Here is an 18,103-nt window from a genome sequence, read left to right as displayed (position 1 = left end):
ATCTACGCTCGGCCGCATGACTCCTGAGCCACACCTCCAGGCCGGCGCCGCCGTGAAGGCCGCGGACCGCGCGCACGTCTTCCACTCCTGGTCCGCCCAGGAGCTCATCGACCCGCTCGCCGTCGCCGGCGCCGAGGGATCGTACTTCTGGGACTACGAGGGCAAGCGCTACCTCGACCTCGCCAGCGGACTCGTCTACACCAACATCGGCTACCAGCACCCCAAGGTCGTCGCCGCGATCCAGGAGCAGGCGGCGAGGATGACGACGTTCGCGCCCGCGTTCGCCGTCGAGGCGCGCTCGGAGGCGGCCCGGCTGATCGCCGAGCGGACGCCCGGCGACCTGGACAAGATCTTCTTCACCAACGGCGGCGCCGACGCCGTCGAGCACGCCGTGCGCATGGCGCGGCTGCACACCGGGCGGCCGAAGGTGCTGTCGGCCTACCGCTCGTACCACGGCGGCACCCAGCAGGCGATCAACCTCACCGGCGACCCGCGCCGCTGGGCCTCCGACAGCGGCACCGCGGGTGTCGTGCACTTCTGGGGCCCCTTCCTGTACCGCTCGCGCTTCTACGCCGAGACCGAGGAGCAGGAGTGCGCGCGGGCGCTGGAGCACCTGGAGACGACGATCGCCTTCGAGGGCCCGGCGTCCGTCGCCGCGATCGTCCTGGAGACGGTCCCGGGCACGGCGGGGATCATGATGCCGCCGGCCGGTTACCTCGCCGGGGTCCGCGAGATCTGCGACAAGTACGGCATCGTCTTCGTGCTGGACGAGGTCATGGCCGGGTTCGGGCGGACCGGTACGTGGTTCGCGGCCGACCTGTACGACGTCGTGCCCGACCTGATGACCTTCGCCAAGGGCGTGAACTCGGGGTACGTGCCGCTGGGCGGTGTCGCCATCTCCGCGAAGATCGCCGAGACGTTCGCCGAGCGCCCCTACCCGGGCGGCCTGACCTACTCCGGGCACCCGCTGGCCTGCGCCGCCGCCGTCGCCACGATCAACGTGATGGCGGAGGAGGGCATCGTCGAACACGCGGCGCGGCTCGGTGCCGAGGTCGTCGAGCCGGCCCTGCGGGAGCTGGCCGAACGGCACCCCAGCGTGGGCGACGTGCGCGGCACCGGCATGTTCTGGGCGCTGGACCTGGTGAAGAACCGGCAGACCCGGGAGCCCCTGGTGCCCTACAACGCGACCGGACAGGCGGCCACCCCGATGTCCGCGTTCGCCGCCTCCGCCAAGTCCCACGGCGTGTGGCCGTTCGTGAACATGAACCGCACGCACGTCGTGCCGCCGTGCAACATCTCGGAGGCCGAGCTGAAGGAGGGCCTGGAGGTCCTGGACACGGCGCTGTCCGTGGCGGACGAGTACACCGGGTAGCGACAGGAGTACACCGTGGAGTCCCTGCCCGCTTGCGGGCAGGGAGGGGGCGTCGGCGCGTATGGTGGCGTGCTCGTACACCGTAGACATGTGTGCGAGCCCGCACGCCCCGCCCGCGACGAGGAGACCGCCCGCCCATGCCCGGCCCCAGCGGCACCGGTGCCGTCACGCGCAGCACCCTGCGGCAGCAGATCGCCGACGCGCTCCGCGACGAGGTGCTGGCCGGCAGGCTCCAGCCGGGGCAGGAGTTCACCGTCAAGGAGATCGCCGAGCAGTACGGGGTGTCCGCGACGCCCGTGCGCGAGGCCCTGGTCGACCTGTCCGCACAGGGGCTCCTGGACGCCGACCACCACCGGGGCTTCCGGGTGCACGAGTACTCGGTCGACGACTTCCGCGGCATGGTCGAGGCCCGCAACCTGGTGACCGACGGGATGTTCCTGTCCCTCGCCGGGGACCTGGAGGCCGGCCCGGACCCGGACGACCCGCGCGTCGCCGCCGCCCTCGCCGGAGTGCGGCGCCGGGGCGAGGAGGCCCAGCGCGCCGCCGCGGCCGGCGAACTGACCGTCCTCATCGGCTACGACCTGCGGTTCTGGCGCGAGCTGGCCATCCTCTTCGGCAACGCCTACCTCTCCGACTTCCTGCACCGGCTGCGCGTGCAGTCCTGGGTGTGCACGGTGCAGCACCTGCGCCGGCTCAGCGAGCTGCGCGGCGCGCTGTGGTCCGGGCACACCGAGCTGGTCGACGCCCTCGCCCGCCGCGACGTGCCGGGCGCGCGGTCGCTGGTGCACGCGTACAACGCCCACTCGCTCGCGCTGATCGAACGGCTCGCCCGGGACGACCTGGGGACCGGGCGGGGGATGACCAACGGCTGAGGTGTCGTGGTCGGGCGCCAGATGGGTATGGGACCTGCACGCGACACGCACCGACTACCCTTTCCTGACCCGCTGTGCTGTGTGAGGAGTCCTCTTTTGGCCTGTGACCTGTGGCTGGTACCGCTCGTCGACGTCTTGTGCCACACGCCGGACAACCCGTTCGCCGAAGAACTCGCGCAATACGACAAGGTGCTCGCCGAGGCCGGGCTGCCGCCGGTGCCGGTGTACCAGTACATGCCGGGACTCACCGGCGAGGTCGGGCCGGTGGCAGGCTTCGACTACGACGCGCTGCACTTCCTGCGCCGGGCACACCTGCTCCAGGTGTGCGGGCTGCCGGTGACCCCGGTGGACGAACTCGGCGGTGACTACGAGCAGTTGCTGGAGATGTTCGAGTCGACGGCCCAGCAGTCGCACCTGGTCTGGCACTACGACCACGCGGGCGCCTACGTCCCGGTCGACTTCCCGCACCCGCTCGCCAACGACGAACTCCTCGCGGGCGGCGGCCCCTTGGGCTCCTCGCACGCCCTGCTGCGGGAGCTGGAGTCCGTCGCCCCGGCCCTCGGCATCGACCCCGCCAACCCCCCGGCGCCGCCGCAGCCGCCGCTCGCGCCGACGGAGCTGGAGGAGCCGGCCGTGCCCGCGCCCTACGACTCCAGTCCCTTCGCCCGGGAGCGACACGTGTGGCTGGGCCTGCACGCGGCGGCCACGCGGAGCCTGGCGCAGGGGTCGATGATCGTCTTCAGCTGACCGGGGCCGTCCGGCGCCGGTCAGCCGAGCTGGGAGAGGCCCTTGCGCAGATCGTCGGCGTTCATGATCGGAGACACCTCGACCTCGGCGTTCAGCTCGGTGAAGAACGGCTCGCCGGTGGACGGCAGCTCCGAGCTGTCCTGCATGTCGAAGACCATCAGGGCCGTCCGCCGACCGCCCAGGGGGCCGAAGTAGGCGGCCTCCGGCTTGACGTGGTCGAGCGTCCGGCTGATCAGCTCGGGCAGCTTTCCGCTGCGGAGCGCCTCGTTCGCCTTCTCCGTGTCCAGCGTCGCCTTGAGCAGCACGCGCATCGCACTCACCTTCTTCTACCGACGCGACGTGTACGAACCCAGCGTGCACGAACTCAGCGTGTACGCCCTCAGCTTACGCCCGTGATGTCCAGTTCGTTCAGGCGTTCCGGTTCCGCGATCACGTCGATGCCGGTGATGCGGTCGTCGTCCGCGAAGGTGAAGCGGAGGACCACGCCCAGCCGGCCGTGTGCGGCGGTCGCGATGCCGGCCAGGCCGTCGACGAGGACGACGGCGGCGGACCGCGCCCTGGCCATCGAGGCCATCGCTCCCCTGGCCACCGGCTCCATGCCGGACATGGTGACGGGCTCGGCCGTCGGGATGACCGCGGCGTCGGCGCGCAGGACGACGTCCGGGTGGAGCAGCGAGACCAGCGCGTCGAAGTCGCCGCCGCGGGTGGCCGCCAGGTAGGCGTCGACCGCGCGGCGCCGGCGGGGCGGGTCGGCGACCGGCGCGGGGACGCCCCGGACCCGGCGGCGGGCGCGGCTGGCCAGCTGGCGGGTGGCCGCGGGGGTCTTGTCGAGCATCTCGGCGATGTCGCCGAAGGGCACGTCGAACATGTCGTGCAGCACGAACGCGAGCCGTTCGGCGGGGCCCAGGGTGTCCAGGACGATCAGCAGCGCGATCCCGACGGAGTCGGCGAGCTGGGCCTCCTCCTCCGGATCGACCGGCCGGGGGCCGGACCGTGCGCCGGACCGGGGCCCGGGGAGCACGTCCTCCAGCGGCTCCTCGCGGCGGCCCGCGCGGGCGCGGAGCATGTTGAGGCAGACCCGGGCGACGACCGTGGTGAGCCAGCCTGAGGGGTTCGCCACGTCGGAGGTGTCCGTGCGGTCGGCGCGCAGCCAGGCGTCCTGGAGGGCGTCGTCGGCCTCGCCGAGGGAGCCGAGGATCCGGTACGCGACCGCTCGCAGCCGGGGCCGATCCAACTCGAACTGACGTGCCATGTCGTCGAATCGTCCGGGCACCGTACGGCTTCCCTCCCCGTCCCCGCGTCCTCGTGGGCGGGCCACCCCAGTGAACCACTCAGGCGTGCGCGCTCTGACGGCGGCCTCCCGCCTTCTCACCGCACCAGGGTGATCCCCGGCGGCCACAGCACGCCCTCGGCCAGCAGCAGCGAGGGGCCCAGGTGTACGGGGCACACGCGCAGCGGCGTGCGCAGATGCCGGGCGACCTCGAAGCGGACCGGGTCGCCGCAGTCGCCTGGCCCGGTGCCGCCGTACGGGCCCTGGCAGGAAGCGGCGATGTAGCGGTCGGTCATGCCCCAAATCCGACACCACCGACCGGGCCGGCGCCCGGCGGAGGGGGCCGAACGAAGGGCTACAGGACGTCGGCGTCGTCCAGGCCGATGCACTTGCGCTGCTGCGGGATCCACCGCACGGCGGGGTCGAGCGCGGTGAGGATGCCGCCCACCTCCTCGCGCGGGCCGTCGTACGTGAACTCCACGGCCGGCGAGCGGCCGTACGTCCGCAGCACGCTCACGCCGTCGCGCTTCAGCCGGTCCTCGTCCAGGACCCAGTCGACGCCGTCGACGGTGACGCAGAGGTTGATGTTCGGCGGCAGTTCCTCGGCGCCGCACCGGAAGACCGCCTTCTGGCCGCCCCAGGACGCGACCCCGTCGCCCAGGGCCCAGTCGCGGGAGGCGCCGGGTATGTCGTCCGGCAGGCGGGAGACGACCTTGTCGCACTTGGCGTCGTCCGCGTGCGGGGCGGCGGAGACGCGGTGGCCGTCGACGTAGAAGAGCCCGCCGGTCACGGCGACGACGGCGACGGTCAGCCAGATCCAGGTCCGGGTGGTGGGCTTTCGGCGCAGGGCGACGGGGAGGGGGTTGCCGATCCGCATGTTCCACTCGCTCCGTCGCCCTACGTCCGCGGATTCCCGCGGTCTCCTACAGCCGCCCACAGTCTCCTACAGGAACGACTTGACCTCGATCGTCTCGTCCCGGCCCGGGCCCACGCCGATCGCGGAGATCGGGGCGCCGGACATCTCCTCCAGCGCCTTCACGTACGCCTGGGCGTTCTTCGGCAGGTCGGAGAAGGACTTCGCCTTGGTGATGTCCTCGCTCCAGCCGGGCAGCGTCTCGTAGACCGGCTTCGCGTGGTGGAAGTCGGACTGCGAGTACGGCAGCTCCTCGACGCGCTTGCCGTCGATCTCGTACGCCACACAGACCGGGATCTGCTCCCAGCCGGTGAGGACGTCGAGCTTGGTGAGGAAGAAGTCGGTGAGGCCGTTGACGCGGGTGGCGTAGCGGGCGATCACCGCGTCGAACCAGCCGCAGCGCCGGTCGCGGCCGGTGGTGACGCCCCGCTCGCCGCCGATGCGGCGCAGGGCCTCGCCGTCCTCGTCGAACAGCTCGGTCGGGAAGGGACCGGCGCCGACGCGGGTCGTGTACGCCTTGAGGATGCCGATGACCCGGCTGATCTTCGTCGGGCCCACGCCGGCGCCGGTGCAGGCGCCGCCCGCGGTCGGGTTCGAGGAGGTGACGAAGGGGTACGTGCCGTGGTCGATGTCGAGCAGCGTGCCCTGGCCGCCCTCGAAGAGGACCACCTTGTCGTCGTCGAGGGCCTGGTTGAGGACCAGGACGGTGTCGGCGACGTACGGGGCGAGCTTGCCCGCGTAGCCCAGCAGCTCCTCGACGACCTGGCCGGTGGCGATCGCCCGGCGGTTGTAGAGCTTGGTGAGCATCTGGTTCTTGACGTCCAGCGCCGCCTCGACCTTCTGGGTGAGGATCGACTCGTCGTAGAGGTCCTGGACGCGGATGCCGACGCGGTTGATCTTGTCGGCGTAGGTCGGTCCGATGCCGCGGCCGGTGGTGCCGATCTTGCGCTTGCCGAGGAAGCGTTCCGTCACCTTGTCGACGGTCACGTTGTACGGCGTGATGATGTGCGCGTTTCCGCTGATCAGGAGCTTGGACGTGTCGACGCCGCGCTCGTTCAGCCCGCTCAGCTCGGAGAACAGGACCGACGGGTCGACAACGACACCGTTACCGATGACCGGCGTACAGCCGGGAGACAGGATTCCGGAAGGGAGCAGGTGAAGGGCGTACTTCTGATCGCCCACGACTACCGTGTGGCCGGCGTTGTTGCCGCCCTGGTAGCGCACCACATAGTCGACGGAACCACCGAGCAGGTCCGTCGCCTTTCCCTTGCCTTCGTCACCCCACTGAGCACCGAGCAGCACAAGTGCGGGCACGCGCGTACACCCCTTCCGGGCGGGGCATGTCCAAGGTCGAGGGAGTACGCGGCGGTCTTGAGCCACGTACACCGCGACCGTCGTTGGCCGCCAACCGTCGGACCGGATGCCCCGGAATAGACGAAGCCCCTGGCGCAATAGCGCAAGGGGCTCTTGCACAAAGATGCTACCCGAGGAAGCGAGGCATGGCCGAGGTGGCGACTTCCGTGAGCTCTTCCGCGAACTCCTCCGCGAGGCCCGACCAGCTTCTGGTGGTCGTCGATCCGCTCGCCCGGAGGGCCGACGGGGAGTCCGTCCGGATCGCGAAAGACGTGCTCAGCGCGGGTGCGGCGGGTACGAAGGTGTGTCTGCCGGACGGTCCGGAGGAGTTCGCGCGGGCGCTCGGACGGCGTGGTTCGCGGCGGCCCGTGGTGGTCGGCGACGACGGCGCGCTGCTGCGGGCGGTGGGCCTGCTGCACCGGCGGCGGGAGCTGGCGGGGTGCGCGCTGTCGGTGGTGCCGGTGGGGTCGGCGCTGGGCCTCGCCCGGTCCCTGGGGCTGCCCACCGGGGCGGTGGCGGCGGCCCGGGCCGTGCTGGACGGCGCGGAACGGCGCCTCGACCTGCTCGTCGACGACAGCGACGGCGTGGTGCTGGGGGCGGTGGGGATTCCGCCGGTGGGCGCGGGTGGGGCTCAGGAACGCCGCGAGGACGCGTACGCGGTGCGCGGGGAACCCGGGGTGGGCCGTCCCTGGCTGCGGACCTGCCAGTCGCTCGTGCGGACCCTCGCGTCCTCGCGTCCCGCCCGGGCCGCGGTGGTGCCGGGGGTGGCCGGGCCGGCCCGGCTGCGGGTCGAGATCGACGGGGAGACGCTGGTCGATCTCGATCAGCCGGTCGAGGCGGTGTCGCTGATACCGGGCCCTGCGGGGATGGCGGTGGTGGAGGTGCGTCCGGTGCCCGTGGGGGCGGAGTCGGCGGCGGTTCCGCTTACGGGGAGTGGGCGGACGGTGACGGTGTCGGGGGCGCACTTTCGCTATCGCGCGGATGCGGTGGTTTCGGGGCCGGTGCGGACGCGGACGTGGACGGTGCGGGAGGGGGCGTGGGGGTTGACGTTGCCGGTGGGGTAGACGCCTCGGCTTCGCCTTCGGCGTTCGTCGTTCCCACCCGCACCACCCGTGCGGCATTCGTTGTCGGGTGCGGGTGGCCCCGGTGGGGCGTCCTCGCCGTCGGCGGGGGGGCGGTGGTTCGGTGGGGCGTCCTCGCCGTCGGCGGGGGGGGGCGGTGGTTCGGTGGGGCGTCCTCGCCGTCGGCGGGGGGGCGGTGGTTCGGTGGGGCGTCCTCGCCGTCGGCGGGGGGGCGGTGGTTCGGTGGGGCGTCCTCGCCGTCGGCGGGGGGGCGGTGGTTCGGTGGGGCGTCCTCGCCGTCGGCGGGGGGGCGGTGGTTCGGTGGGGCGTTACGCCGTCGGCGGGTGGCGGTTCGGGCTGGTCAGGGGGTGCCGAAGACCTTTTCCCGGTGGACGCGCCAGCGTTCCATCATCGCGGCGATCTCGTCGTCGACGAACTCGAAGAACGCCAGCGTCTCCGACATGCGGCGGCCCGCCGGGGTCTCCGCGCCCAGGCTCGCGACGCCCTCGCGCAGGGCGCTCTCCCAGCGCTTGAGGATGGTTTCGCGGTTGGTGAGGGCCTCGTACCACTGGTTGCTGTGCACCCGGTACCGCTCCCGCCGGGAGCCGGGTTCGCGCTCGCGGGAGACCATGTGCTGCTGCGAGAGGTAGCGCACGGCGCCGGAGACGGCGGCCGGGCTGACCTGGAGGCTCTCGCCCAGTTCCGCCGAGGTCAGCGAGCCCGAGTCGGAGGCCAGCAGCGCGGCGAAGACCCGGGCCGGCATCCGCTGCATCCCCGCCTCGACGAGCTGGGCCGCGAAGCCTTCGACGAACTTCGACACCGCCTCGGGGTCGCGCCCCGCTCCCCCCGCCTCCGCTGCTTCGCTCATCCCTCGATCATCCCTCACATCCTGACGGTTTCTTAACTTCACAAATTTGTGAAACGAATGTACTTTCCAAATCATGACGAAGGCAATCAGTGTCTCCGGGCTCCACAAGTCGTTCGGGCGGACGCACGCCCTGGACGGGCTCGATCTGGAGGTCGAGACGGGCGAGGTGCACGGCTTCCTCGGACCCAACGGCGCCGGCAAGTCCACCACCATCCGCGTCCTGCTCGGCCTGCTGCGCGGCGACTCCGGCGCCGCCCAGGTGCTGGGCCGCGACCCGTGGACCGACGCCGTGGAGGCGCACCGGCGGATCGCCTACGTGCCCGGCGACGTGACCCTGTGGCGCAATCTCTCCGGCGGCGAGGTCATCGACCTCTACGGGCGGCTGCGCGGCGGCCTGGACAAGGCGCGCCGGGCGGAACTGGTCGAGCGGTTCGAGCTGGACCCGACCAAGAAGGGGCGCACGTACTCCAAGGGCAACCGGCAGAAGGTCGCGCTCGTCGCCGCCTTCGCCTCCGACGTCGACCTGCTGATCCTCGACGAACCCACCTCCGGACTCGACCCGTTGATGGAGGAGGTCTTCCAGCGGTGCGTGGCCGAGGAGCGCGAGCGCGGCCGGACGGTGCTGCTCTCCTCCCACATCCTGAGCGAGGTCGAGGAGCTGTGCGACCGCGTCAGCATCATCCGCAAGGGGCGGACCGTGGAGAGCGGCTCGCTCGCCGAGCTGCGCCACCTGACCCGCACCAGCGTGAGCGCCGAACTCGCGGGCGCCCCCGACGGGCTGGCCCACCTGCCCGGCGTGCACGACCTCGACGTCCAGGGCCACCGGGTCCGGCTCCAGGTCGACACCGACAAACTGGACGCCGTGCTCCGGTCGCTGAGCGAGTCGGGCGTGCGGTCGCTGACGTCGACGCCGCCCACGCTGGAGGAGCTGTTCCTGCGGCACTACCAGGCCGAGGACGCCGTCGGCGAGGAGGTGGCGGCGCGATGACCGCCACCGCCGCCCTCGGGGTACGGCCGGGCAGCTCGCGCCAACTGGCCGGCACCGGCACACTGCTGCGGTTCGCGCTGCGCCGGGACCGGGTGATGATCCCGGTCTGGGTCGCGGTGAACGCCCTCATGGTCCTGTCCATGCCGGGCACCATCGAGGGCCTGTACGGCACCGCCGCCGAACGCGCCGACCTGGTACGGCAGATGGAGACCAACTCCTCGCTGCGCGCCATGGTCGGTCCGCTCTTCGACGACAGCCTGGGCGCCCTCACCGCCTGGCGGGTCGGCGTGTACGCCGCCGCGCTCGCCGCCGTGACGAGCCTGCTCGTCGTCGTACGGCACACCCGCGACGAGGAGGAGAGCGGACGGCAGGAGGTCGTCGCCTCCGGCATGGTCGGCCGCCGCGCCTCGCTGACGGCGGCCCTGCTCACGGCGGCGGTCGCGAACGCCGCCCTCGGGCTGCTCGTGACCGCCGGACTGGCCGGACAGGGAGCGGCCGGCGCGGTGGCCTTCGGGCTGGGCGTCGCGGGTGTCGGGATGCTCTTCGCGACCATGGCGGCGATCGTCGCCCAGTTGACCGAGAGCGCGCGGCTGGCCCGGGGGCTGACGGCCGGGGTGCTGGGCGGGGCCTTCGTGCTGCGCGCCGCCGGTGACTCCGCGACGGTCGACGGTTCGTCGGTGCTGACGTGGCTGTCGCCGTTGGGGTGGCTGGAGAACCTGCGCCCCTTCGCCGGCGAACGGTGGTGGGTGCTGGCGCTGATCGCCTGCGCGGCGGTGGTGCAGGGCGCGGTGGCCTACGGGCTCGCCGGGCGCCGGGACCTGGGCATGAGCTTCCTGCCGACCCGGCCGGGGCCGGCCACCGGTCGCCTGGCGACGGCCGGTGCGCTGGCCTGGCGGCTGCAACGGGGCAGCGTCCTCGGCTGGAGCGTCGGCTTCCTCCTCGCCGGTCTCGTGTACGGCGGGATGACGGAGGGCGCGGCGGACCTGGTCGGGGACAACGAGCAGGCCCGCCGGGTCATCGAGCGGATGGGCGGGGAGGCCGGGATCACCGACGCGTTCGTGTCGGCGATGGTCGGGATGCTCGGGCTGGTCGCCGCGCTCTACGTCGTGGCGTCGGTACTGCGGCTCAGCGGCGAGGAGACGTCCGGGCGCGCGGAGCCGGTGCTCGCGGGCGCCGTGGGGCGGCTGCGGTGGGCGGCGGGACACCTCGTCGTCGCCTTCGGCGGCGCGGCGCTCATCATGCTGCTCGCCGGCGCCGGTTTCGCGGCCGGCTACGGGCGGGACGCCGGGGCGATCCTCGGCGCGTGCCTCGTGCAGCTGCCCGCGGTGTGGGTGATCGGCGGGACGGCGGTGCTGCTGCACGGGGTGCTGCCGCGGGGCGCGGTCGCCGCTTGGGGGATCGCGGGAGCGGTGCTGCTGCTCGGCTGGGTGGGACCGGCGCTGGACGTGCCGCAGGCGGTGCTGGACGTCTCGCCGTTCGGTCATCTGCCGAAGCTGCCGGGCGGGGAGATGAGCTGGTCACCGGTGCTGGTGCTGCTGGTGATCGCGGGGGTGCTGGTGGCGGCGGGGCTGGCGGGGCTGCGGAGGCGGGACGTGAGTACCTGAGCCGGTGCGGCGAACCGGAGGGCGGGCCTTCGGCGTCCTGACGGGCATGAAGCGAGATGCGGTGACGTGTGGTGGATGCGTGGTCTCGGCGGCGGGGGCCCTGGGGGCCTTGTGGCTGTGGGGAGCATCCGATCGCACGCAGCGGCATCTGGGCCGCAAGTTCGAGAACAACGGGCAGGACTTCGGCGCCGCCCTCGTGGAACTACCTCTCGTGGCGGTGGTCGGCGCGGTCCTGCCCGGCCTGGTGTGGGGGCTGGGCGCCTGGCTGCTCACGCGTCGGGGGCGTGGTCGCGAGCGCTCACAGGTGCACGGGTAGCCCCGTCAGGCCCCGCATCACGAAGTTCGGCCTCCGCTCCGGTTCCGCCGCGAGCCGCAGCGTCGGCGCCCGCTCCAGCAGGGACGTCATGGACGCCGCGAGCTCGATCCGGGCGAGCGGCGCGCCGATGCAGTAGTGGATGCCGGCGCTGAAGGAGATGTGCGGGTTGTCCCGGCGGGCGAGATCGAGGCGGTCCGGGTCGGCGAACACCGCCGGGTCGTGGTTGGCGGAGCCGAAGAGCAGCGCCACCTCGGCGCCGCGCGGGATCGTGGTCCCGTCGATCTCGATCTCGTCCAGCACCCAGCGCTCGAACATCTGGAGCGGGGTGTCGTAGCGCATCAGCTCCTCGACCGCGGTCGGGACGAGGGAGTGGTCGGCGCGCAGGGCCGCCAGCTGGTCCGGGTTCCGGAACAGGGCCAGCCAGCCGTTGGCCGTCGCGTTCACCGTGGCCTCGTGACCGGCGTTCAGGAGCAGCACGCAGGTCGAGATCATCTCCTGCTCGGTGAGGCGGTCGTCGTCCTCGTCGTGGGCCGCGATCAGACCGGAGACGAGGTCCTCGCCGGGTTCCTTGCGGCGGGCGGCGATCAGCCCGCGCAGGTAGTCCGAGAAGTCGAGCGAGGCACGGACCGCCCTCGCCGCGGTCTCCTCGGACGGGTTCAGCTCGTACATCCCGCAGATGTCCGCGGACCAGGGCCGCAAGGGGGCCCGGTCGGCCTCCGGGATGCCCAGCATCTCGGCGATCACCGCGACCGGCAGCGGCTCGGCCACGTCGGTGAGCAGATCGCCGCCGCCCGCCGCCACCACACCGGCGACCAGGTCGTCCGCCAGCGCGCGCACGTACGGCTTCAGCCGCTCCACCGTGCGCGGCGTGAACGCCTTCGACACCAGGCGCCGGATCCTGGTGTGGTCCGGCGGCTCCAGGTCGAGCATCCCGTGGTCGTTGAGCGTGTGGAAGGGTTCCTGCTCCGGCGGGGGCGGGGTGCGGCCGAACTCCTCGTGCGAGAACCGGTGCTGGTAGGTCCGGCCCAGCCGCCGGTCGCGCAGCAGCGCCGAGACGTCCGCGTGGTGCGGGACCAGCCACTGGTCGCTCGGCTCGTAGTAGTGCACCCGGCCCCGGTCCCTCAGCTCGGCGAAGGCGGGGTAGGGGTCGGCGACGAACGCGGGGTCCCACGGGTCGAAGCGTGCGGAGCTGTCGATGGCGGCCATGGACGGACGCTAGCCGGTGGCATCGACGCTGACCAGAGGCGGCCGGCCCGCCGCCGGCCCGCCGCTGCCCCTCGCGGCCAGCCCTCAGCCTGGCGTCACCAGCCGTGCCTCGTAGGCGAACACCGCCGCCTGGGTGCGGTCCCTGAGGCCCAGCTTCACCAGGATGCGGCTGACGTGCGTCTTGATCGTCGACTCGGCGACCACCAGGCGCTCGGCGATCTCCGAATTCGACAGGCCCTGCGCGATCAGCACCAGGACCTCCGTCTCCCGCTCGGTCAGGTCCCCGTAGGCAGCCTGCGCCGAGGGCATCAGGCGCGGGGCGTCGGAGAGTTTGGAGAACTCGGTGATCAGGCGCTTGGTGATCGAGGGCGCGAGCAGGGCCTCCCCGGCCGCGACCACCCGGACGCCGTCGGCGAGCTGGCGGGCGGAGGCGTCCTTGAGGAGGAAGCCGGAGGCGCCCGCGCGCAGCGCCTGGTACACGTACTCGTCGAGGTCGAAGGTGGTCAGCACCAGGACCTTCGACGTGCCGTCGGCGGCGACGATCTCCCGGGTCGCCTCGATGCCGTTCAGCTCCGGCATGCGGATGTCCATCAGGACGACGTCGGGTGCGAGTTCGCGGACGCGGTCGACCGCCTCCCGGCCGTTGACCGCCTCGCCGACGACCTCGATGTCCGGCATCGCGTTCAACAGGACCGAGAAGCCCTCGCGCACCATCATCTGGTCGTCCGCGATCAGTACCCGGATCGTGCGGCCGGTCATGCGTCACCCTCGCTCACCGCGGTGACCGGCAGGAACACCGCCACCTCGTAGCCCCCGTCGTCGGTCGGGCCGGCCGTCATCTCGCCGTTCAGCATCGACACCCGCTCGCGCATGCCGGTGACTCCGTGTCCGGCGCCGGGGGACGGCTTTACCAGGGTGTTCTGCGGGATGGCGGTGTTGACTATGCGCAGGCCCAGGCCGCCCAGGACGTAGGAGACCTCCACGCGGGCCGTCGCGCCGGGCGCGTGCCGCAGGGTGTTGCTCAGCGCCTCCTGCACGATCCGGTACGCCGACAGTTCCACGCCGGGCGGCAGCTCGCGCACCGCGCCGGTCACCGCCTTCTCCACGCCCAGGCCGGCCTCGCGGACGTTGGCGAGCAGGGCGTCCAGGTCGGTGAGCGTGGGCTGCGGGGCGTCCGGGGCCTCGTAGTCCTCGGCGCGGACGACACCGAGGACGCGGCGCAGCTCGGTGAGGGCGGCCACCGCGTTCTCCCGGATGGTGGCGAAGGCGCGCTCCAGCTCCTCCGGCGGATTCTCCACCCGGTAGGGCGCGGCCTCCGCCTGGATGGCGACCACCGACATGTGGTGGGCGACCACGTCGTGCAGCTCACGGGCGATGTTGGTGCGCTCCTCCAGCAGGGTGCGCCGGGACCGCTCGTGCGCGGTGACCGTCTGCTGGGCGGTCACCTGCTGCCGGGCGTCGCGGCGGATGTGCCAGAGCGAGATCGCGAGCAGGGCGAAGGCGGTGAGCACCAGCAGGGGTGCGGAGTTGCTGCCGTACTGGCCCGGGCCCCACAGGGACTCGTTGAAGAAGGCGTAGGCCGCGGTGATGACCCACATCCACACGGCGGTGCGCGGGCGGGTGCGTATCGCCACGATCACCAGCACGGCGGTGTGGCACATGAACGCCCCCGGCAGCCACGGCCAGTCCCCCCAGCTGCTGCCGAGCAGCGCCACCAGGGGCGTGGCCACCATGGACATCCAGAAGGCGCCGACCGGCCGGACCAGGGTGGCCAGCACCGGGAGCGCGCACACCAGCCCGCTCAGCAGGGTCCACTGGCTGCTGTAACCGCCCACCAGGCCGCCGTAGAAGCACAGCAGCGCCGCGCCGGCCACCGCCAGGTACGGGACGCGGGCCGCGTACGGCCGCATCCGTGCGGGCAGGCGGCGGACCCACGGGGCGTCCGGGGCCGTGCGGGACAGCGGGCGGTAGGCGAAGGCGTCGTGGAACAGGTCCTCGCGCAGGCCGCTCAGGGCGTCCTTGGCCAGCCGGTACTCGGGGCTGCGGGTCGCGCTCGCGTCGCCGGGAGGCGTGCTACCCGTCTGGGTCGTCTCGGTCACGTTGCCACGGTAGGCGGCGGCGGGAGGGGCCGTCGTCACCAGTGAGAGGGGTCCTTGGGCATCCGCCTCAGGTACTACGGGGGCCGGGGACGGTCCGCGCGCGTCCATCGGAGTCAGTACCCCGAGGGCCGCACGAGGCCCGACTCGTACGCGAACACGGCCGCCTGGGTGCGGTCCCTGAGCCCCAGTTTCACCAGGATGCGGCCCACATGGGTCTTCACCGTCTGCTCGGCGACGACCAGGCGCTGGGCGATCTCGGCGTTCGACAGGCCCTGTGCGATCAGGGCGAGCACCTCCGTCTCCCGCTCGGTCAGCTCACCCACGCGGGCCTTCAGCGGGGCGCGAGGCCGGTCGTCCAGCCGGGAGAACTCCGCGATCAGGCGGCGGGTGATGCCCGGCGCGAGCAGGGCGTCCCCGGACGCCACCACCCGGACCGCCTCGGCGAGCTGGTCGGCGGACGCGTCCTTCAGCAGGAACCCGGAGGCCCCGGCCCGCAGCGCCTCGTACACGTACTCGTCGAGGTCGAAGGTGGTCAGCACCAGCACCCTGATCTCCGGAGTCGCCCCGGTGATCAGGCGGGTGGCCTCGATGCCGCCCAGCTCGGGCATGCGGATGTCCATCAGGACGACGTCCGGGGCCTGCTCGGCGACCTTGGCGACGGCGTCCAGGCCGTCCACCGCCTGCCCGATCACCTCGATGTCCGGCTGGGTGTTGAGCAGCACGGTGAATCCCTGCCGGACCATCTGCTGGTCGTCGGCGATCAGGACACGGATCACGCGCCCGTCGCTGCTGGTCGTCATCGGGTCTCGTCCTCGGGGATGTGGTGGGCGGAGGGTTCGTCCGTGCCTGCGGGTTCGGCGGCGACCGCGGGTTCGGCGGCGTCGACCGGCAGGAACGCCGCCACCTGGTAGCCGCCGCCCGGCAGTGCGTGCGCGGTCAGGCTGCCGTCGAGCATCGCCACCCGCTCCCGCATGCCGAGCAGCCCGTGCCCCGCCCCCTGCGACGGCGCCGGCGCCCGCTTCGGGCGGGTGTTGGAGACCTCCACGCGCAGCCCGATCGGGAGGTGCGTGAGGTGGACCCGGGCGGTCGCGCCGGGTGCGTGCCGCAGGACGTTGCTGAGCGCCTCCTGGACGATCCTGTACGCCGACAGCTCCACGCCGGGCGGCAGGGGCCGACGCGTGCCGCTCGTCCCGGTGGTGACGGTCAGCCCGGCGGCCCTGGTGTTCTCCACCAGCGCGTCGAGCCGGTCGAGGGTGGGCTGCGGTGCGTGCGGCGCGGGATCGCCGCCCTCGGACGCCTCCAGTACGTCGGGGTGCTCGGAGCGCAGCACGCCCAGCACCCGGCGCAGCTCGGTGAGCGCCTCCAGCGCGTTCTGCCGGATGCCCGCGAGGTTCTCCCTCAGCTCGTCCGGCGGGTTCTCGACGAGGAGGGGGGCGACCTGGGCCTGGATGGATATCACCGACATGTGGTGGGCGACCACGTCGTGCAACTCGCGCGCGATGCGGCTGCGCTCCTCCAGCAGGGTGCGCCGGGCCCGCTCCTCGGCGGTGAGCGAGGTCTGCTGCGCGAGTTCCGAGCGTGCCTCGCGGCGGCCGCGCAGGGCGGTGCCGAGAACGACGACGACCGTGAACAGGATGACGGCGAGCATCCCGGTCGGCTGGAAGTTCGAGGCACCCACCACGCCCTGCACCAGGTAGGTGGTGAGCGCGGTCAGGGCCAGCGCCTCCAGGGACACCCGCGTACGCACCCGCAGGGCGAGCAGGAGCAGGACGAAGAGGTGGGCGATGAGCCCGGCGGCCGTCCAGGGCCAGGTGAACTCGTCCCCGTCCGCCACCATCTCGGCCCGCACGGCGAAGGCGCCCACCAGCATGCCCGCCATCGACAGCCACCACGCCGCGACCGGCCGCCACAGCGCCAGGACCATCGCACCGGCCTGCGCGAGAGCGATGACGAAGGCGAATCCGGGGTCGACCCCGCCGTTCTCACCGAGCTGGGCCGCGTCGCCGAGCAGCACGCCGAGGGCGGCCAGGCAGACGATCCCGTGCGGGAACCAGCGCAGCCACACCGACGGCGGCAGCGGATCCGGCCGCCAGGTCCACAGGTCGTCGTGGAGCACCCCCAGCACGCGTTCGACGCGGCCCCGGGCCGTCTGCCGTATCCCCCGTCGTGTCACGGGCCCCACCCTAGACATGACGTGCACCCGCCGTCCCGGTCCGGTCGTCCGGGCGGTGGGCCCGGACGATCTTGGAACGGCGCCGGGCGCCGCCGCGCTCGCAGGAGCGAAAGGCGGCCCAGCAGCCCGCCAGGACCAGCGCGAACACCGGGAGCCAGACGATCCGGGCCGCGACCCACTCCAGGTCGTCGGGGCGCGTGTGCAGGCCGGGCAGGCGGCCCAGGAGGAGGCTGCCGGCCGTGGTCGCCATCAGCGCCGTCTGGTGCCAGAGGAAGATCGTCATCGCGGAGAGGTTGACCAGGGCGACTGCCGCCCACGCCACCGGCCGCCGCATCGCGCGGCGCAGCCGGTCGCGCAGCAGCAGGGCGAGGCCGCACTGCGCCAGACCGAAGGTGACGGCGGCCAGGGTCGGCGGATTGAGGTTCGACACCGCGGCGCCCGGGACGCCCACCATCGAGGCCGGATAGCCCGCCCAGGCGACGAGCGCCGCGGTCGCCGCCGTACCCCCGGTGAGCAGGATCCAGCCGCTGCGGCGGCGGTCCAGTTCGCCACGGGTCCAGGCGGCGCCGAGGGTGAAGGGGACCAGCCAGCCGGCCGCGAGGTTGAGCCAGCCGAGCCAGGACGGGGCCCCGAAACCGAAGCGCAGCAGGTCGACGTGGAGGACGACGACCAGCGGCCACAGCGGGCTCAGCCGCGTCAGCAGCGGCGTCGCCGCCGTCAGCGCCGCGAAGACCAGCAGGAACCACATCGGGGACAGGGCCAGCTTCACCAGCGTGTGGACGGTGCCGAACTCCGCGCCGGTCAGGAGCAGCAGCGCGGCCGTCACCGTCCACAGGCAGAGGACGGCCAGGACCGGTCGGAACAGCCGGGAGAGGCGGGCGGACAGCCAGCGGCCGTAGGACTCGCCCCGGGCGCGGGCGGACGCGTAGCCACGGGTGGCGACATGGCCGCCGACCAGGAAGAACACGGCGAGGGTCTGGAAGGCCCAGGAGACCGGGGCCAGCCAGGGCATGTCCCCCAACGGGCTGGCCGCACGCAGGCTGTTGCCGTCGGCGACCAGGGCCGTCACCAGCCAGTGCCCGAGGACCACCCCGAGGATGGCGAAGGCACGCAGGGCGTCGACGGCCCGGTCCCTCGACGCGGGCGTGGCGGCGTCGATCCGGCCGGCGGAGCGGAACAGGCTCCGCCGGGCGGTACCGGGCCACCGGGAGGGGGCGTCCCACGTGGGGTTCGGCCGGGTCTCCGGCATCTCCAGCGTCGC

19 protein-coding genes are annotated in these 18,103 nt (G+C 72.8%); 7 read left to right on the top strand and 12 right to left on the bottom strand.

Going from position 1 to position 18,103, the window contains the following annotated elements:
• Positions 1-16: 16 nt before the first annotated feature.
• The 3 genes from OIE75_RS19835 to OIE75_RS19825 all read left to right on the top strand — a co-directional run bounded on the left by OIE75_RS19835 (position 17) and on the right by OIE75_RS19825 (position 2,991).
• Entirely contained in the window at positions 17-1,372 is a 1,356-nt protein-coding gene (locus tag OIE75_RS19835; RefSeq protein ID WP_307013970.1) for an aspartate aminotransferase family protein, read from the top strand.
• 137 nt (positions 1,373-1,509) lie between these two features.
• Entirely contained in the window at positions 1,510-2,244 is a 735-nt protein-coding gene (locus tag OIE75_RS19830; protein ID WP_307013968.1) for a GntR family transcriptional regulator, read from the top strand.
• 96 nt (positions 2,245-2,340) lie between these two features.
• Positions 2,341-2,991, top strand: a complete 651-nt coding sequence (locus tag OIE75_RS19825) for a hypothetical protein (protein WP_125495468.1) — start codon at positions 2,341-2,343, stop codon at positions 2,989-2,991.
• Positions 2,992-3,011: 20 nt separating this feature from the next.
• On the opposite strand, the gene OIE75_RS19820 is transcribed toward OIE75_RS19825, so the two are convergent.
• The 5 genes from OIE75_RS19820 to OIE75_RS19800 form a co-directional block, all read right to left on the bottom strand.
• The gene (locus OIE75_RS19820) at positions 3,012-3,302 is read right to left on the bottom strand and encodes a hypothetical protein (protein ID WP_307013964.1); all 291 of its coding nucleotides are present in this window, start codon (positions 3,300-3,302) and stop codon (positions 3,012-3,014) included.
• Between the two features lie 68 nt (positions 3,303-3,370).
• A complete protein-coding gene (locus tag OIE75_RS19815; protein ID WP_329471635.1) occupies positions 3,371-4,243 on the bottom strand; it encodes a sigma-70 family RNA polymerase sigma factor in 873 nt (290 codons plus the stop codon).
• 116 nt (positions 4,244-4,359) lie between these two features.
• Complete coding sequence (locus tag OIE75_RS19810; RefSeq protein ID WP_307013959.1) at positions 4,360-4,557, bottom strand: hypothetical protein; 198 nt, start codon at positions 4,555-4,557, stop codon at positions 4,360-4,362.
• A gap of 59 nt (positions 4,558-4,616) precedes the next feature.
• Entirely contained in the window at positions 4,617-5,138 is a 522-nt protein-coding gene (locus OIE75_RS19805) for a DUF3515 family protein (RefSeq protein ID WP_329471634.1), read from the bottom strand.
• Positions 5,139-5,204: 66 nt separating this feature from the next.
• Positions 5,205-6,488 carry an adenylosuccinate synthase gene (locus OIE75_RS19800; protein ID WP_329471633.1) on the bottom strand — a complete coding sequence of 428 codons (1,284 nt, stop codon included), beginning with the start codon at positions 6,486-6,488 and terminating at the stop codon, positions 5,205-5,207.
• A 185-nt stretch (positions 6,489-6,673) separates the two neighbouring features.
• Between OIE75_RS19800 and OIE75_RS19795 the strand changes: the two genes are divergently transcribed.
• Positions 6,674-7,591: a diacylglycerol kinase family protein gene (locus OIE75_RS19795; RefSeq protein WP_329471632.1), complete on the top strand. Its 918-nt coding sequence runs from the start codon at positions 6,674-6,676 to the stop codon at positions 7,589-7,591.
• A gap of 358 nt (positions 7,592-7,949) precedes the next feature.
• On the opposite strand, the gene OIE75_RS19790 is transcribed toward OIE75_RS19795, so the two are convergent.
• Positions 7,950-8,456, bottom strand: a complete 507-nt coding sequence (locus tag OIE75_RS19790) for a GbsR/MarR family transcriptional regulator (protein ID WP_307013952.1) — start codon at positions 8,454-8,456, stop codon at positions 7,950-7,952.
• Positions 8,457-8,529: 73 nt separating this feature from the next.
• On the opposite strand from OIE75_RS19790, the gene OIE75_RS19785 reads away from it, so the two are divergent.
• The 3 genes from OIE75_RS19785 to OIE75_RS19775 are packed head-to-tail and all read left to right on the top strand — an operon-like array spanning position 8,530 to position 11,364.
• The gene (locus tag OIE75_RS19785; RefSeq protein ID WP_329471631.1) at positions 8,530-9,444 is read left to right on the top strand and encodes an ABC transporter ATP-binding protein; all 915 of its coding nucleotides are present in this window, start codon (positions 8,530-8,532) and stop codon (positions 9,442-9,444) included.
• Positions 9,441-11,048 (top strand): ABC transporter permease, encoded by a 1,608-nt coding sequence (locus OIE75_RS19780; protein ID WP_329471630.1) that lies wholly within the window; start codon positions 9,441-9,443, stop codon positions 11,046-11,048. Before OIE75_RS19785 ends, OIE75_RS19780 begins: the two co-directional genes overlap by 4 nt.
• 46 nt (positions 11,049-11,094) lie before the next feature.
• Complete coding sequence (locus tag OIE75_RS19775) at positions 11,095-11,364, top strand: hypothetical protein (RefSeq protein ID WP_307013947.1); 270 nt, start codon at positions 11,095-11,097, stop codon at positions 11,362-11,364.
• On the opposite strand, the gene OIE75_RS19770 is transcribed toward OIE75_RS19775, so the two are convergent.
• From OIE75_RS19770 to OIE75_RS19745, 6 genes are all read right to left on the bottom strand, one after another.
• Positions 11,347-12,570 carry a cytochrome P450 gene (locus OIE75_RS19770; protein WP_329471629.1) on the bottom strand — a complete coding sequence of 408 codons (1,224 nt, stop codon included), beginning with the start codon at positions 12,568-12,570 and terminating at the stop codon, positions 11,347-11,349. The genes OIE75_RS19775 and OIE75_RS19770 overlap by 18 nt on opposite strands.
• A gap of 84 nt (positions 12,571-12,654) precedes the next feature.
• The gene (locus tag OIE75_RS19765) at positions 12,655-13,329 is read right to left on the bottom strand and encodes a response regulator (RefSeq protein ID WP_122616757.1); all 675 of its coding nucleotides are present in this window, start codon (positions 13,327-13,329) and stop codon (positions 12,655-12,657) included.
• Positions 13,326-14,669, bottom strand: a complete 1,344-nt coding sequence (locus OIE75_RS19760) for a sensor histidine kinase (protein ID WP_307013941.1) — start codon at positions 14,667-14,669, stop codon at positions 13,326-13,328. Before OIE75_RS19760 ends, OIE75_RS19765 begins: the two co-directional genes overlap by 4 nt.
• Before the next feature lie 113 nt (positions 14,670-14,782).
• Complete coding sequence (locus OIE75_RS19755) at positions 14,783-15,469, bottom strand: response regulator (RefSeq protein ID WP_307013939.1); 687 nt, start codon at positions 15,467-15,469, stop codon at positions 14,783-14,785.
• Complete coding sequence (locus tag OIE75_RS19750) at positions 15,466-16,860, bottom strand: sensor histidine kinase (protein ID WP_329471628.1); 1,395 nt, start codon at positions 16,858-16,860, stop codon at positions 15,466-15,468. Before OIE75_RS19750 ends, OIE75_RS19755 begins: the two co-directional genes overlap by 4 nt.
• Complete coding sequence (locus OIE75_RS19745; protein ID WP_329474021.1) at positions 16,853-18,091, bottom strand: acyltransferase family protein; 1,239 nt, start codon at positions 18,089-18,091, stop codon at positions 16,853-16,855. Before OIE75_RS19745 ends, OIE75_RS19750 begins: the two co-directional genes overlap by 8 nt.
• Between the last annotated feature and the right edge of the window lie 12 nt (positions 18,092-18,103).

It is taken from the genome of Streptomyces sp. NBC_01723 (assembly GCF_036246005.1).
Lineage (GTDB): Bacteria > Actinomycetota > Actinomycetes > Streptomycetales > Streptomycetaceae > Streptomyces.
The sequence above is the reverse complement of the archived record's forward strand: the minus strand, read 5'-3'. Positions and strand labels throughout refer to the sequence as shown.

Coding starts and splice junctions, on each gene's coding strand:
- OIE75_RS19835 (WP_307013970.1), top strand. CDS start 17: ATGACTCCTGAGCCACACCTCCAGGCCGGCGCCGCCGTGAAGGCCGCG.
- OIE75_RS19830 (WP_307013968.1), top strand. CDS start 1,510: ATGCCCGGCCCCAGCGGCACCGGTGCCGTCACGCGCAGCACCCTGCGG.
- OIE75_RS19820 (WP_307013964.1), bottom strand. CDS start 3,302: ATGCGCGTGCTGCTCAAGGCGACGCTGGACACGGAGAAGGCGAACGAG.
- OIE75_RS19815 (WP_329471635.1), bottom strand. CDS start 4,243: ATGGCACGTCAGTTCGAGTTGGATCGGCCCCGGCTGCGAGCGGTCGCG.
- OIE75_RS19810 (WP_307013959.1), bottom strand. CDS start 4,557: ATGACCGACCGCTACATCGCCGCTTCCTGCCAGGGCCCGTACGGCGGC.
- OIE75_RS19805 (WP_329471634.1), bottom strand. CDS start 5,138: ATGCGGATCGGCAACCCCCTCCCCGTCGCCCTGCGCCGAAAGCCCACC.
- OIE75_RS19795 (WP_329471632.1), top strand. CDS start 6,674: ATGGCCGAGGTGGCGACTTCCGTGAGCTCTTCCGCGAACTCCTCCGCG.
- OIE75_RS19790 (WP_307013952.1), bottom strand. CDS start 8,456: ATGAGCGAAGCAGCGGAGGCGGGGGGAGCGGGGCGCGACCCCGAGGCG.
- OIE75_RS19785 (WP_329471631.1), top strand. CDS start 8,530: ATGACGAAGGCAATCAGTGTCTCCGGGCTCCACAAGTCGTTCGGGCGG.
- OIE75_RS19780 (WP_329471630.1), top strand. CDS start 9,441: ATGACCGCCACCGCCGCCCTCGGGGTACGGCCGGGCAGCTCGCGCCAA.
- OIE75_RS19775 (WP_307013947.1), top strand. CDS start 11,095: ATGAAGCGAGATGCGGTGACGTGTGGTGGATGCGTGGTCTCGGCGGCG.
- OIE75_RS19770 (WP_329471629.1), bottom strand. CDS start 12,570: ATGGCCGCCATCGACAGCTCCGCACGCTTCGACCCGTGGGACCCCGCG.
- OIE75_RS19765 (WP_122616757.1), bottom strand. CDS start 13,329: ATGACCGGCCGCACGATCCGGGTACTGATCGCGGACGACCAGATGATG.
- OIE75_RS19755 (WP_307013939.1), bottom strand. CDS start 15,469: ATGACGACCAGCAGCGACGGGCGCGTGATCCGTGTCCTGATCGCCGAC.
- OIE75_RS19750 (WP_329471628.1), bottom strand. CDS start 16,860: ATGTCTAGGGTGGGGCCCGTGACACGACGGGGGATACGGCAGACGGCC.
- OIE75_RS19745 (WP_329474021.1), bottom strand. CDS start 18,091: ATGCCGGAGACCCGGCCGAACCCCACGTGGGACGCCCCCTCCCGGTGG.